Raw genomic sequence first — 13,293 nt, forward strand, 5'->3', positions numbered from 1 at the left:
TGCCCGCAGAGCCCGCGACCGCGGGTCAGCGGCGCAGGGTCGCCCGCGCCAAGCGGTTGCCGATGAACTGGCCGAGCTGCACGATGACGACGATCGCCGCCACCGAGACGTAGACCACCCACCAGTCGTAGCGCTGCGAGCCGTAGGTGATCGCGTACTCGCCGAGGCCGCCGCCACCGATCAACGCACCCTGCGCCGTCATGTCGACGATGCCGATGTAGATGAACGTGTAGCCGAGGATCAGGGGGCCGAGACCCTCGGGGATGAGCACGGTCAGCAGGATCGAGACGGGGTGCGCGCCCGAGGCCCGAGCAGCCTCGACGACGCCCGGGTCGACCGACAGCAGGTTCTGCTCGACGATCCGGGACACCGCGAAGGCCGCGGCCAGCGAGATCGCAAAGGTCACCGCGGGGACGCCGATCGTGGTCTGCACGACGACCCGCGACAACGGGGCGATCGCGGCGAGGAAGATCACGAACGGGATCGGGCGGATCAGGTTCACGAACACGTTGAGCACCGTGTACGCGGTGCGGTTGCCGAGCACGTTGCCCGGCCGGGTCGCATAGAGCAGCAGGCCGAGCGCGAGGCCGATGACCCCGGCGATGACCAGCGAGATCAGCGACATCACGATGGTGTCGCGGATCGCTGCCAGGAAGACGTCGAACGTGTCGATCACGCTCTGGAACGAGTTGTTGTTCACGCGGCGGCCTCCTCGTCGGTGGTGACGCCGTCGGCGCGGAGCGCGGCGATTGCCCGGTCGATGGCGTCGGAACCGCCGGTCACCCCGGGCCCGCCGGACGCTCCGGGCCCGCTGGGCACTCCGGGCCCGCTGGGCCCGCTGGGCCCGCCGGACGCGCCGCCCGCTGCGCTCAGCTCGTAGGTGAGCGAGCCGATCCGACGCTCCCGGATCTCGCCGACCCCGCCGTAGACCAGCTCTGCGGTGACCCCGGCGGCGCGGAACGCGGCGTCGATGCGGTTCTGCAGCCCGGCCTCGTCGGTGATCTGCACCGTGACGAGCCGACCCGGGTGCCGGTCCCGGAGACGCCGGAGCGTCTCGGGCGAGGGCCGGTCGTGCAGCGCGGTGCGGACGAAGCGCTGCGCGGCACCGGTCTTCGGGGCGGAGAACACGTCGTAGACGTCCCCGACCTCGACGACCCGGCCCTGCTCCATCACGGCGACCCGGTCGGCGATCTGCCGGACGGCGTCCATCTCGTGCGTGATGACGATGATCGTGACGCCGAGCTCCCGGTTCACCCGGCGCAGCAGCGCGAGCACCTCGGACGTGGTGTCCGGGTCGAGGGCGCTGGTGGCCTCGTCGGCGAGCAGCAGGTCGGGCGACGCCGCCAGGGCGCGGGCGATGCCGACGCGCTGCTTCTGGCCGCCGGACAGCTGTTCCGGGTAGGCGTGGGCACGCTCGAGCAGGCCGACGAAGTCGAGCAGCTCGGCGACACGGCGGTCCCGCTCGGCCTTCGGCACACCGGCGACCTTGAGCGGGTACGCGACGTTGCCGGCGATCGTGCGGGACCGGAACAGGTTGAACTGCTGGAAGATCATCCCGATGTTCCGACGTGCCAGACGGCGGTCCCGCTCGGGGATCGCCGTCAGCTCGCGGCCCGCGACGGTGACCGTGCCGGAGCTCGGCAGCTCGAGTGCGTTGACCAGGCGGACCAGGGTGGACTTGCCGGCACCGGAGTACCCGATGACGCCGAGGACCTCTCCCTGGTGCACGTCCAGGGAGACGTCCTCGACGGCCACCACGGTCTCGCCGGTGTCGGCGCGGCGGTAGTGCTTCGAGACGCCGCGGAGTTCGACGAGGACCGGCACTACTGCTTGGCCGCCTTCGCGTCCTGCTCGACCTGGGCGAGCTCATCCTGCAGCTTCGAGGCGCTCTCGTCGCGGGCGACGGCCTCGGGCAGGTCCTTCGCGAAGGCCTTCTGCACGGCGTCGTCCTGGAACAGCTCCGCCAGCTCGAGGTAGGTCTTGTTGCCCTTGTCCTCGTCGCGGACGGCGAACACGTTCACGTACGGGGCAGCGGTCGCGCTCGAGGGGTCGTCCTGGTAGATCGCGTCCGAGATCGGCAGGCCGGCCGCGGTGGCGAAGTTGTTGTTCACGACGGCGGCGGCGACGGAGCCCTGCTGCAGCGCGTTCGCGGTCTGCGAGGCGTCGAGGGGCTGGACGTCGACCTTCTTCGTCTCGATGTCGTCCGCGGTGGAGAACGCCGAGCCACCGTCCTTGAGCGTGATCAGGTCCGCCGCCTGCAGGATCAGGAGCGCACGGGCCTGGTTGATCGAGTCGTTCGGGATCGCGACCTTCGCGTTCGCGGGCAGCTCGGACGGCTTGTCGTACTTCGTCGCGTAGAGCGGCAGCGGGTACACGGCGGTGGAGCCGATGGGCTGCAGGTCGTCGTCGGACGTGACGTTGTAGTCCGCCAGGTACTGGATGTGCTGGAACTGGTTGATGTCCAGCTGGCCGTCCTTGAGCGCGGGGTTCGGCAGCGAGTAGTCCGAGAAGTTCGTCAGCTTGACCGTGACGTTGAGCTTCTCCTTCGCCAGCTTCGTGTACGTGCTCCAGTAGCCGAGCGACTTGTCCGAGACACCGATCGTGACGGTCTTCGGCGCGGCGTCGCCGGCGGCACCGGCCCCGTCGCTGCCGGAGCGCAGGGCTCCGACGACCACGGCGACGACGATGGCCACGACGACGATCGCGGCGGCGACGATCCAGCCGATCGGACGCCTGCCCTTCGGCTTCTCGGGCAGTGCTGGGGCTGCGGACATGCTGGTGCTCCTCGTGGGCCGTGCGTGCGGGGGAGCCGCGGTGGTCCGCGGCGTGGAGACGAGTGTGACCTGCGCCCCACCGCCGGAGCGAGTTCCGTTCCGTCGTGTTACGCAGCACTCGACCCGTGCCGCGTGCGTCGCAGGACGCGTCCCGACACGACTTGGTTGACTCGGACCGTGCGCAGCATCGAACTCGTCCTCGGCCCGGAGTCGGACGCCGGCGTGCGGTCGGCCTGGCAGGCCCTGATCGACGCCGACCTGCCGAGCCTGGGGCGACACCCCTCCCCGTCGAACGCGCCGCACGTCACCCTGGCCGCCGGGGAGACGCTGCCCGTGCCCGCCGGGTTCCGCACCTCGGTCCCGACGTCGATCCGGCTGGGCGGGCTGCTGCTCTTCCCCGCGGGCGCCGGCCGTTCGGTGCTCGTGCGCGCGGTGGTCCTCGACACGGCGCTCACCACCTTCCACGACGAGGTGCACGCGGTCGCCCCCGGCGGCGTCGAGACGTCGGTGCCCGGGCACTGGTCGCCGCACGTCACGCTGGCGCGCCGGGTGCGCGACGAGGACCTGCCACGGGCGGTCGCGGCACTGCGTGCCGTGCCGCTGCCGGAGACGCTGGACGTGGGCGGTGTCCGGCACTGGGACGGTGAGACGCGGACGATCACGCCGCTCGCGTTCACGTCGATCTGACCTCCGGCGGGGCGACGGCAGCACTGCCCGGCACTGCGCGGCACTGCGCGGCGCTGCGCTGCGCGGCCTGGAGGCCCGGGTCAGGTCCCGAGCACCCGCTCGCCGAATGCGGATGCGAACGTCCGACCCGGGTCGGCTCGGGCGACCAGGTCGCGGAAGTCCGCCAGCCGCGGGTACAGCGCGGCGATCGCCGCGTGGTCGAGCGAGCTCATCTTGCCCCAGTGCGGGCGGCCGTCGAAGGGCGCGAGCCGGGCCTCCAGGTCGGGCAGGAGCGCGGCGACCTCGGCCGGGTGCTTCTGCCAGGTGAACGCGATGCAGAGGACGTCCTCGCCCTGGGTCGGGCTGAGCCAGAGGTCGTCCGCGGCCATCGCCCGGAGTTCGCAGACGTGCAGGTGCGGCTGGATCCGGTCCGCCAGCCCTCGGAGCGCGTCGAGGGCTGCAGCGGCGTGCCGGAGCGGGACGAAGTGCTCGCTCTGCACTTCGGACCCGTGGCTCGGGACCGACCCGATCGGGAAGTGCGGCAGCCGGTCCCACCACGGGCCGACGGAGCCGTCGCGCGCGGTCCGGTGGTCGTCGCCGGGGGTGCCGGGCAGGCGGGGTGCCCCAGCCAGCGCGTCCGGAACCGGCACGTCCTCGGCCCCCTCGGGCACGCGCGACTTCACCAGGACCTCGGTGATCGCGTCACCGAACACCGTGTACGCGCACACCGAGTACGCGGCGGCGTGCACCTCGGCGACGTTCGCCGTGAAGGTGTCCCAGGGGATCGCGCCGTAGACGTCCTGACGCATCCGGTAGGTGGGCTCGACGCCGAGGGTCACCCGGGTCACGATGCCGAGCAGGCCGAGGTGCAGCACGGCACCGTCGAACCCCGGGTCCGTCCGGTCGATCGTCCGGGCGGAGCCGTCCGGACCGAGCACCTCGAACGCGCGCACGGCGGTGGCGAGTGACCCCAGCGCCGTGCCGGAGCCGTGGGTACCGGTCGCGACCGCGCCCCCGACGGAGATGTGCGGCAGTGATCCGGTGTTGTGCAGGGCGAACCCGGCGCGGTCGATGTCGGACGCGACGTCGCCGTACCGGGTGCCGGCACCGAGCGTCACCGTGCGGTGCTCGGCGTCGACGACCAGGTCGGTGGGGATCCCGGTCAGGTCGAGCAGGACGCCCGGGGAGTCGGCGACGTCGTTGAAGGAGTGCCGGGTGCCGAGTCCGTGCGCCCGTTCGGCGTCCGCCACGACCTGGGCGGCCTCGTCGATCGACGACGGACGGACGACCCGTTCGGCCGTGTACGTGACCGTGCCGGACCAGTTGAGCTCGCTCGTCGTCGACCGCATGGCGCCCACCCTGCCACGCAGTCCGGCGCCCGGCGCGAGCCGGGCGCCGGTCCCCGTCACGGGGTCGGCGCCCGGCGGGGTCCGTCGGTCAGTGCGCGGGCGGGGGCGTCGGTGCGCCCTCGGGCACCTCGGGTCGGCGGACGAACACCGACGCCAGGATGCCGAACAGCGAGATGATCGCACCGACCATGAAGGCGGTACCGACGCCCGACGCGGTGGCCACCTGGACCCCACGGGCACCGGAGCCCTCGACGGCGGTGGCCGCACCGATCGTCAGCAGTGTGACGAACAGGGCGGTGCCCGCTGCACCGGCGAGCTGCTGCGCCGTGCCGAGCACCGCGCTGCCGTGCGAGTACAGCTTCGGGGCCAGCCCGCCGAGCGCCGCGGTGAACAGCGGCGTGAAGGTCAGGGCCAGCCCGATGCTCAGCACCACGTGCGCACCGAGGACGAACCACACGCTCGTGTCGACGCCGACGGTGGAGAGCGCCCAGAGCACGGCGCTGACGATGATCGATCCGGGGATGAGCAGCACGCGCGGGCCGCGGCGGTCGTAGATGCGACCGACGATGGGGGAGAGCAGGCCCATCAACAGACCACCGGGGAGCAGCAGCAGGCCGACCTGCAGGACCTCGAGCCCGAGGACGCGCTCCAGGTAGATGGGCAGCAGAATGAGCGTGCCGAACATCGCCATGAAGCTCAGACCCATCGCGACGATCGGCACCGTGAAGCCGCGGGTGCGGAACGTGCGCAGGTCGAGCAGGGCGCTGTCGGTGCGCTGCAGGCGCGTCTGCCGGACGATGAACACCGCGAGGGCGACGGCGCCGACGACCAGGGCGGTCACCGGGACGAGCGGACCGGTCGCGCCGGCTTCACCGATGCTGGACAGGCCGTAGACGATGCCGCCGAACGCGAAGGCGGAGAGCACCACCGAGACGACGTCGATCGGCGCCTTGCGCGGCGTCGAGACGTTCTGCACCTTGACCATGCCGAGGATGAGCGCCGCGATCGCGATGGGCAGCACGAAGCCGAACAGCCAGCGCCACGAGAAGGCGTTGAGGATCAGGCCGGAGATCGTCGGGCCGATCGCCGGTGCGACCGAGATGACGATGGAGATGTTGCCCATGATGCGGCCACGGTGCGCGGGGTCGACGAGGGTCAGGACCGTCGTCATGAGCAGCGGCATCATGATCGCGGTGCCGCTGGCCTGCACGATGCGGCCGATGAGCAGCACCGTGAACCCGGGGGCGAGCAGGGCGATCAGCGTGCCGACCGAGAACAGGCCCATGGCCCAGACGAACACCGGGCGGGTGTTGAACCGCTGCAGCAGGAACCCGGTGATCGGGATGACGACCGCCATGGTGAGCAGGAAGCCGGTGGTCAGCCACTGACCGGTCGCGGCGCTGATGTCGAGGTCGTCCATGAGCCGGGGCAGCGCCACGCCCATGATCGTCTCGTTGAGGATGACGACGAACGCGGAGACGAGTAGCAGCCCGATCACGAGTCGGGTCTCGGCAGCGGACGGCTGCGAGACGCTTCCCGTGCGGGGGGCGGAATCGACGGCCTGGGTCATGCGGGTGCTCCTGGTGGGTCACGACGGGTGGAACGGGTGTGGCGCAGGGCGCGCAGACAGGCCAACTCCCTGAGTGGATGCGATTATTCCGCTTCGCTGGCGACGTCCGCAGGTGGACGATCGGCACCGCCCCCGACGTGCCCGCGCGACGTCGGGCGTGTCCGCTCAGTGCAGGATCGCGAACCCGTCGGCGTCCCCGTGCGGCACGACCGACCGCAGGGAGACGTCGGTCACGGTCGCCGACGGCGGCCCGGTGCGCAGGCACGCCATCAGCGAGTCGACCGCGACCGAGGGGCCCTCGGCCTCGACCTCGACCGTGCCGTCCCAGAGGTTCCTCGCGTAGCCGACCAGGTCGAGCCCGTCGGCCTTCCGAGCGGTCCAGTACCGGAAGCCGACCCCCTGGACGGTCCCCGACACCACGGCATGCACCCTCGTCACCGTCGTCATGCCCTCCACGCTAACCGCGGCGTGCTCCCGGGAGTTTTCGGCCCCGTGACGATCTGTTTCCGGCTCGTGACGAGCGCACCCCGTCGGCAGTGATAGTGTCATCCCAACCCGAACACTTCGAGTCAGATTGACACTATCTCCCTCATGGACGAACCAGGCATCCGCGTCGCGGTCTCCACCGTGATCGTGGCGCTGCGCCCGCACCCCGACACCGGTGCGCCGGCGCTGTGGATGCCACTCGTGCGTCGCGTCGCCGAACCGTTCGAGGGATCCTGGGCGCTCCCCGGCGGCTGGGTCGGCGACGACGAGGGGCTCGAGGACTCGGCGGCCGCCCGACTGCGCGAGACGACGAACGTCCAGCCGCGCTACCTCGAGCAGCTCTACGCGTTCGGCGACGTCGGACGCTCCCCGAGCCGGGTCGTGTCGATCGTGTACTGGGCGCTCGTGCACCCGGACGAGGCGAACGTCGTGCCCGACGACTGGAACGTCCGGTGGTTCCTGGCCGACGAGCACCCGCCGCTCGCCTTCGACCACGACCGCATCGTCGAGTACGCCCTGTGGCGGCTGCGCAACAAGATGTCGTACTCGCGGATCGCGCAGGCGTTCCTCGGTGACCGGTTCACCCTCGCCGAACTCCGCGGCGTGTACGAGGCGGTGCTCGGCCGAGCACTCGACCCCGCGAACTTCCGTCGGCAGGTCGAGAAGACCGACGCGGTCCTGCCGACCGACGAGACCACGAGCGGGGGCCGGCACCGTCCAGCTCGGCTGTACCGCTCGAACCCCGACCTGGCCTACGCGGACAACGGCCCGCTGCAGACCGGGGCCGATCAGCACCAGCAGCGGAACCGATAGGAAACCCCGTGTCCATCGCCACGACGATCGAGCTCATCTCCAACGGCAAGGCCGGCGGCAGCACCTGCACGCCCGACCTCGCGATGCCGACGTGGGACTTCGACTCCCGCCCCGGGTACGGCCCGGGATCGTCGATGTCCGACGTCATCCCGACGAGTGCCCCGCGCCAGGGCGTCCTGCCCGACGAGTACAAGACGGCCCCGACCGACGAGCTCCACGAGCGCATCGAGCGGGCGAAGGCCACCCTCGGCGACCGGGTCGTCGTCCTCGGGCACTTCTACCAGCGCGACGAGGTCGTCCGGCACGCGGACTTCCTCGGTGACTCGTTCCAGCTCGCGAACGCCGCCCTGACCAAGCCCGACGCCGAGGCGATCGTGTTCTGCGGCGTGCACTTCATGGCCGAGACCGCCGACATCCTGGCGCGCGACGACCAGCGCGTGATCCTGCCGAACCTGGCCGCCGGCTGCTCGATGGCGGACATGGCCGACATCGACAGCGTCGAGGCCGCGTGGGCCGAGCTCACCGCCGTGTACGGCACCGAGCCCGACGCCGACGGCCGCGTGCCCGTGATCCCGGTCACCTACATGAACTCCGCCGCCGACCTCAAGGCCTTCTGCGGGCGCAACGGCGGCATCGTCTGCACCTCGTCGAACGCAGCGACGGTGCTCGAGTGGGCCTTCGAGCGCGGGCAGCGCGTCCTGTTCTTCCCCGACCAGCACCTCGGCCGCAACACCGCGAAGGCGATGGGCATCAGCACCGACCTGATGCCGATGTGGAACCCCCGGAAGCCCCTCGGCGGCAACGAGACGAGTGACCTCGAAGCGGCGAAGGTCATCCTCTGGCACGGCTTCTGCTCGGTGCACCGTCGCTTCACGGTCGACCAGATCGACCAGGCCCGCCGCGAGCACCCGGGCGTGCGGGTCATCGTGCACCCGGAGTGCCCGATGGCCGTCGTCGACGCCGCCGACCACGCCGGCAGCACCGACCTGATCCGGAAGACCGTCGCTGCCGCCACCGAACCGACCACCTTCGCGATCGGCACCGAGATCAACATGGTCAACCGGCTCGCCGCCGAGTACCCGCAGCACACGATCTTCTGCCTCGACCCGGTCGTCTGCCCCTGCTCGACGATGTACCGGATCCACCCGGGCTACCTCGCCTGGGTGCTCGAGGCACTCGTCCGCGGCGAGGTCCTCAACGAGATCGTCGTCCCCGCCGACGTGCAGGCCGACGCCAAGGTCGCGCTCGAGCGCATGCTCGCGGCCAAGCCCCGCGGCTGACACACGAGTCCGACCGAACGAGGGAGACCACCGTGCACGTCGTCATCGTCGGCTCCGGCATCGCCGGGCTGACCGCAGCGATCCGCGCCAGTGCCCTGCACGACGTCACCCTCGTGACGAAGGGGGCGCTCGCCGACAGTGCCACCGCGTACGCCCAGGGCGGCATCGCGGTGGCGCTCGGTGCCGACGACTCCGCAGCACTGCACCAGGCAGACACCCACGTCGCCGCAGCCGGCAGCGCCGACGCGCGTGCCGTCGAGGTCCTGTGCACCGACGGCCCGGCCCGCGTCCGCGACCTGCTCGCCCTCGGCGTGCCCTTCGACCGGTCGTCGGACCCGGCGACCCTCGACCGGTACGGCGACGACCTGGCCCGCGGTCGTGAAGCCGCGCACGGCCGGTGGCGCGTCGTGCACGCCGACGGCGACGCGACCGGGGCCGCCGTCGAGCGCACCCTCATCGCGGCACTGCACCGACGGCACGTCACGATCCTGGAGCGCACCAGCCTGACCGACCTCGTCGTCCGTGACGGGGCAGTCGTCGGCGCCGACGTCCTGGACCTGCTCGGAGAACCCCGCCGGCTCGACGCGGACGCCGTCGTCATCGCGTCCGGGGGAGCGGGGCACCTGTACCGCGAGACGACGAACCCCCTGGTGGCGACGGGCGACGGGGTCGCCGCCGCCTGGCGAGCCGGCGCCGTCCTCGCCGACCTGGAGTTCGTCCAGTTCCACCCGACGCGGCTGGCGGTCCCCGGCGGCGGCCTGGTGTCCGAAGCCGTCCGCGGTGAAGGTGCCGTCCTCCGCGACGCCGCCGGACACCGCTTCATGACGGACGTGCACCCGGACGCCGAGCTCGCCCCGCGTGACGTCGTCGCCCGCGGGATCGCCGCGGCGGTGCGCGACCAGGGCGGCGCACCCGTGCTCCTCGACGCCACCGGCCTCGACGCCGGGTTCCTGGTCACGCGGTTCCCCGGACTCACCCGGGCCACCCGCGCCGCCGGCTTCGACTGGACCCGCGAGGGCGTCCCCGTCGCACCAGCCGCGCACTACTCGATGGGCGGCATCGCCACCGACGCCGAGGGTCGCACCAGCCTGCCCGGACTCCTCGCCGTCGGTGAAGCCGCCTGCACCGGGGTCCACGGCGCCAACCGGCTCGCCTCGAACTCCCTGCTCGAGGGGCTCGTCTTCGCGGTCCGCGCAGCGGACGCGGTCACCGCACCGCGACCCGGCCTGCTCCGCCTGCGCGGGGACGCCGGTCTCCACGTCACCAGCGTGCCCCGAGCGGCCGACGCAATCCGGGCCTCCCCCCAGCTGCTCGGCCGTCACGCCGCTCCGCAGGCTCCGCAGCGCGCCGGAACCGGCAGGCGTGGGCCCAGTCCGACCCTGCCTGGAGGCGCGACCCACCTCGACGACGTCGGTGCCGTCCGACAGGCGGTCCAGTCCGTCATGACGGACCGCGTCGGCCTGCTCCGTGACGCCGTCGGGCTGGCGAGCGCGCGCCGCGACCTCGACGCGCTGACCGCGCCGACCGGCGGCGGCGTGCGTGAGCACGAGGACCGTGCGCTCCTCGACCTGGCCCGACTCGTCGCGCTCGCCGCCGAGGCCCGCACCGAGTCCCGCGGGGCGCACGCCCGCACCGACCACCCCGACACCGACCCCACCGCCCCGGCTTCGTACGCCTGGGTCGCCGACCGCACCGACGCCGGTCCCGACCAGCACGCCCACGAACGCGCCGGCGGCTCCGCAGCCGTCCCGCAGGAGGTACCCGCATGACCACCGACCCCGGCACCATCCCGCCGCACGCGCTCCGTCGCGTGATCGAGACCGCGCTCGAGGAGGACGCGCCCTGGGGCGACGTCACCAGCGAGACCCTGATCCCCGTGGAGGCGACCGCGACGGCGACCCTCGGCGCGCGCGAGCCGGGCGTGCTGAGCGGCGGCGCGGTGTTCGTCGCCGTGATGCACGCCGTCGACCCATCGATCCAGGCCGTGGTGCACGTCGCCGACGGCACGCGCTTCGCGGCGGGCGACGTCCTCACGACCGTGACCGGGTCGGCGCGGGCCGTGCTGCGGGCCGAACGGGTCGCCCTCAACCTGGTGCAGCGGATGTCGGGCATCGCCACGGTCACCGCGGCCCACGTCGCCGCCGCCGCGGGCACCGCTGCGCGGATCGTCGACACCCGGAAGACGACGCCGGGCCTCCGGGCACTCGAGCGGTACGCCGTCCGGTGTGGTGGCGGACACAACCACCGCACCTCGCTCTCCGACGCCGTGCTCGCCAAGGACAACCACCTGGCGGTGCTCCTGGCCGGCGGGATCGGCATCGGCGACGCGATCGCCCAGGCCCGACAGCGGCTCGGGCACACCGTGCACGTGGAGGTCGAGGTGGACCGCATCGACCAGATCGAAGCAGTCGTCGCGGCCGGGGTCGACACGGTCATGCTCGACAACTTCACCCCCGACGACCTGGTGACCGGGGTCGGGATCGTCGCCGGGCGCGCGCTCGTCGAGGCCTCGGGAGGCGTGTCGCTCGACACCGTCGCGGCCATCGCGGCGACCGGCGTCGACGTCATCTCGGTCGGGGCGCTGACCCACTCGGCGCGGGCGCTCGACCTGGGGCTCGACATCGACGTCGCGGTGCCCGAGCACGTCGCGGTGCCCGTGCAGGACTAGTCGTGTTCTACCTGGACCGCGCGGCCACCACCCCGGTCCGCCGCGAGGTGCTCGAGGCGATGTGGCCCTACCTGACGGGGGTGTTCGGCAACCCCTCGTCGACGCACGGGGTCGGGGACGAGGCCGCGCGAGGACTCACCGCCGCACGGGCCGCCGTCGCCGCGGTGCTCGGGTGCCGGCCCGCCGAGGTCGTCTTCACCACCGGCGGCACCGAGGGGGCGAACACCGCGATCAAGGGGATCGCCCTCGCCGCGCCCCGCGGTCGGCACGTGGTCACGAGCGCCATCGAGCACGAGGCCGTGCTCGAGAGCTGCGCCTACCTCGCCCGCTTCCACGACTTCGACGTCACCGTGATGCCCGTCGGGCCGGACGGCCGCGTCGACCCGGCGGTGCTGCGCGCGGCGCTCCGCCCCGACACCACGCTCGTCTCGATCGCGCACGCCGACAACGAGATCGGCACCGTGCAGGACGTCCCCGTGCTCGCCGCGGTGGCGCACGAGGTCGGGGCGCGGTTCCACACCGACGCCGTGCAGTCCGCGCCCTGGCTGCCGATCGGCCTCGGGACCCTGGGCGTCGACGCGCTGTCGTTGTCCGGGCACAAGCTCGGTGCTCCGAAGGGCACCGGCGTGCTCGCCGTGGGTTCCGGCGTCCCGCTCGAGCCGCTGCTGCACGGCGGTGGTCAGGAACGGGGCCGGCGGTCCGGCACCGAGGACGTGGCCGGAGCGGTGGCGGTGGCCACGGCGCTCGGGCTGGCGGCGGAGACGGTGCGGTCGGGGGCAGGCACGGCGACCACGGTGCGCGACGCGGTGCTCGACGGCGTGCTCGCCGCCGTCCCCGGTGCGTTCGTCTCCGGGTCGCGGGAGCACCGGCTGCCCGGGCACGCGTCGTTCTGCTTCCCGGGCGTCAACGGCGAGACCGTCCTGCTCGAGCTCGAGCAGCGCGACGTCGTGTCGTCGTCGGGCAGCGCCTGCGCAGCGGGCAGCACGGAAGCCTCGCACGTGCTCACGGCGCTCGGGATCCCCGAGGACGTGGCCCGGACCGCGCTCCGTCTGACGTTCGACGCGACGCTCACGGCCGGCGATGTCCCGTTCGTCGTGGGGGCCGTGGCCGACGCCGTGGCGACCGTCCGCGCCCTCGGCTGAGGTGTACTAGACGTTCTACTCCATCTCTGGGTACGTGTCCCCTCTTCTGCGGACAACCGATCTGCGTCAGAGTGTCGTCATGGCGAACGTGATGGTGGCCCGGACACGACGGGACGACCGCTTCCGAGCGGTGCAGCTCCTGCCGGCGCCGGCCACCCTCGTCGCGCTCGCCCTGGCAGCGCAGCACGACCTCGGCACGGCCCCGCTCGGGCTCATCGCCGTGGTCGGAGCGCTCGCGACCGCCGGGAGTGCCCTGCTCCCGATGGTCCGGCCAGCCGCCGCCCACCGGTCGATGCCTGCACCGACCGAGACGGACCGGTACCGAGAGGACACCGAACACCCTTGAGGTCCACCACCGTGCGGTTCCCCTGAACCGAGCCGCGCGGTGGACCCAGACCGGATGTCGACCCCCTGATCGGCGTCCGGCGCGGGGCGCGACGTTCCCCTGTCGTCGTGTCCCGCCGTACACCGCGATCCCGCCGTGGGTCGACGTCCGCACCTCTCCAGCGGCGTCGGTTCCCCTGCAGCCCACGGCGGGTTCCGGT

General features: G+C 72.5%; 13 protein-coding genes. 7 read left to right on the top strand and 6 right to left on the bottom strand.

What is annotated here, in order from left to right; genetic code table 11:
- Positions 1 to 25 precede the first annotated feature (25 nt).
- Genes ASF75_RS08590 through ASF75_RS08600 form a run of 3 tightly spaced genes read right to left on the bottom strand, consistent with a single transcriptional unit; the run spans position 26 to position 2,774 of the window.
- Positions 26 to 700: a methionine ABC transporter permease gene (locus ASF75_RS08590; protein WP_017888525.1), complete on the bottom strand. Its 675-nt coding sequence runs from the start codon at positions 698 to 700 to the stop codon at positions 26 to 28.
- Positions 697 to 1,824 (bottom strand): methionine ABC transporter ATP-binding protein, encoded by a 1,128-nt coding sequence (locus ASF75_RS08595; RefSeq protein ID WP_056070546.1) that lies wholly within the window; start codon positions 1,822 to 1,824, stop codon positions 697 to 699. Before ASF75_RS08595 ends, ASF75_RS08590 begins: the two co-directional genes overlap by 4 nt.
- Positions 1,824 to 2,774: a MetQ/NlpA family ABC transporter substrate-binding protein gene (locus ASF75_RS08600; protein WP_056070549.1), complete on the bottom strand. Its 951-nt coding sequence runs from the start codon at positions 2,772 to 2,774 to the stop codon at positions 1,824 to 1,826. Before ASF75_RS08600 ends, ASF75_RS08595 begins: the two co-directional genes overlap by 1 nt.
- A 177-nt stretch (positions 2,775 to 2,951) precedes the next feature.
- On the opposite strand from ASF75_RS08600, the gene ASF75_RS08605 reads away from it, so the two are divergent.
- Positions 2,952 to 3,461, top strand: coding sequence for a 2'-5' RNA ligase family protein (locus tag ASF75_RS08605; protein WP_056070552.1), 510 nt, complete (start codon positions 2,952 to 2,954; stop codon positions 3,459 to 3,461).
- Positions 3,462 to 3,541: 80 nt separating this feature from the next.
- On the opposite strand, the gene ASF75_RS08610 is transcribed toward ASF75_RS08605, so the two are convergent.
- The 3 genes from ASF75_RS08610 to ASF75_RS08620 all read right to left on the bottom strand — a co-directional run bounded on the left by ASF75_RS08610 (position 3,542) and on the right by ASF75_RS08620 (position 6,806).
- On the bottom strand, positions 3,542 to 4,789 hold the full coding sequence (locus ASF75_RS08610; RefSeq protein ID WP_082509614.1) for a D-arabinono-1,4-lactone oxidase: 1,248 nt from the start codon (positions 4,787 to 4,789) through the stop codon (positions 3,542 to 3,544).
- 88 nt (positions 4,790 to 4,877) lie between these two features.
- Complete coding sequence (locus tag ASF75_RS08615) at positions 4,878 to 6,359, bottom strand: MDR family MFS transporter (protein WP_056070558.1); 1,482 nt, start codon at positions 6,357 to 6,359, stop codon at positions 4,878 to 4,880.
- 165 nt (positions 6,360 to 6,524) lie between these two features.
- On the bottom strand, positions 6,525 to 6,806 hold the full coding sequence (locus ASF75_RS08620) for an acylphosphatase (protein WP_052481700.1): 282 nt from the start codon (positions 6,804 to 6,806) through the stop codon (positions 6,525 to 6,527).
- 144 nt (positions 6,807 to 6,950) lie between these two features.
- Here ASF75_RS08620 and ASF75_RS08625 point away from each other — a divergent pair, with 144 nt between their 5' ends.
- From ASF75_RS08625 to ASF75_RS08650, 6 genes are all read left to right on the top strand, one after another.
- Positions 6,951 to 7,658 (top strand): NUDIX hydrolase, encoded by a 708-nt coding sequence (locus ASF75_RS08625; protein ID WP_017888532.1) that lies wholly within the window; start codon positions 6,951 to 6,953, stop codon positions 7,656 to 7,658.
- Positions 7,659 to 7,666: 8 nt separating this feature from the next.
- Complete coding sequence (gene nadA, locus ASF75_RS08630) at positions 7,667 to 8,938, top strand: quinolinate synthase NadA (protein WP_056070561.1); 1,272 nt, start codon at positions 7,667 to 7,669, stop codon at positions 8,936 to 8,938.
- A gap of 32 nt (positions 8,939 to 8,970) precedes the next feature.
- The gene (locus tag ASF75_RS08635) at positions 8,971 to 10,707 is read left to right on the top strand and encodes an L-aspartate oxidase (RefSeq protein ID WP_056070564.1); all 1,737 of its coding nucleotides are present in this window, start codon (positions 8,971 to 8,973) and stop codon (positions 10,705 to 10,707) included.
- Positions 10,704 to 11,606: a carboxylating nicotinate-nucleotide diphosphorylase gene (nadC, locus tag ASF75_RS08640; protein ID WP_056070567.1), complete on the top strand. Its 903-nt coding sequence runs from the start codon at positions 10,704 to 10,706 to the stop codon at positions 11,604 to 11,606. The genes ASF75_RS08635 and nadC overlap by 4 nt, the downstream gene beginning before the upstream one ends.
- Before the next feature lie 2 nt (positions 11,607 to 11,608).
- Positions 11,609 to 12,748 carry a cysteine desulfurase family protein gene (locus ASF75_RS08645; protein ID WP_056070570.1) on the top strand — a complete coding sequence of 380 codons (1,140 nt, stop codon included), beginning with the start codon at positions 11,609 to 11,611 and terminating at the stop codon, positions 12,746 to 12,748.
- A gap of 79 nt (positions 12,749 to 12,827) precedes the next feature.
- Positions 12,828 to 13,094, top strand: coding sequence for a hypothetical protein (locus tag ASF75_RS08650; protein WP_017888537.1), 267 nt, complete (start codon positions 12,828 to 12,830; stop codon positions 13,092 to 13,094).
- The last annotated feature ends 199 nt before the right edge of the window (positions 13,095 to 13,293 follow it).

The organism is Curtobacterium sp. Leaf154, assembly GCF_001424595.1.
Lineage (GTDB): Bacteria > Actinomycetota > Actinomycetes > Actinomycetales > Microbacteriaceae > Curtobacterium > Curtobacterium poinsettiae.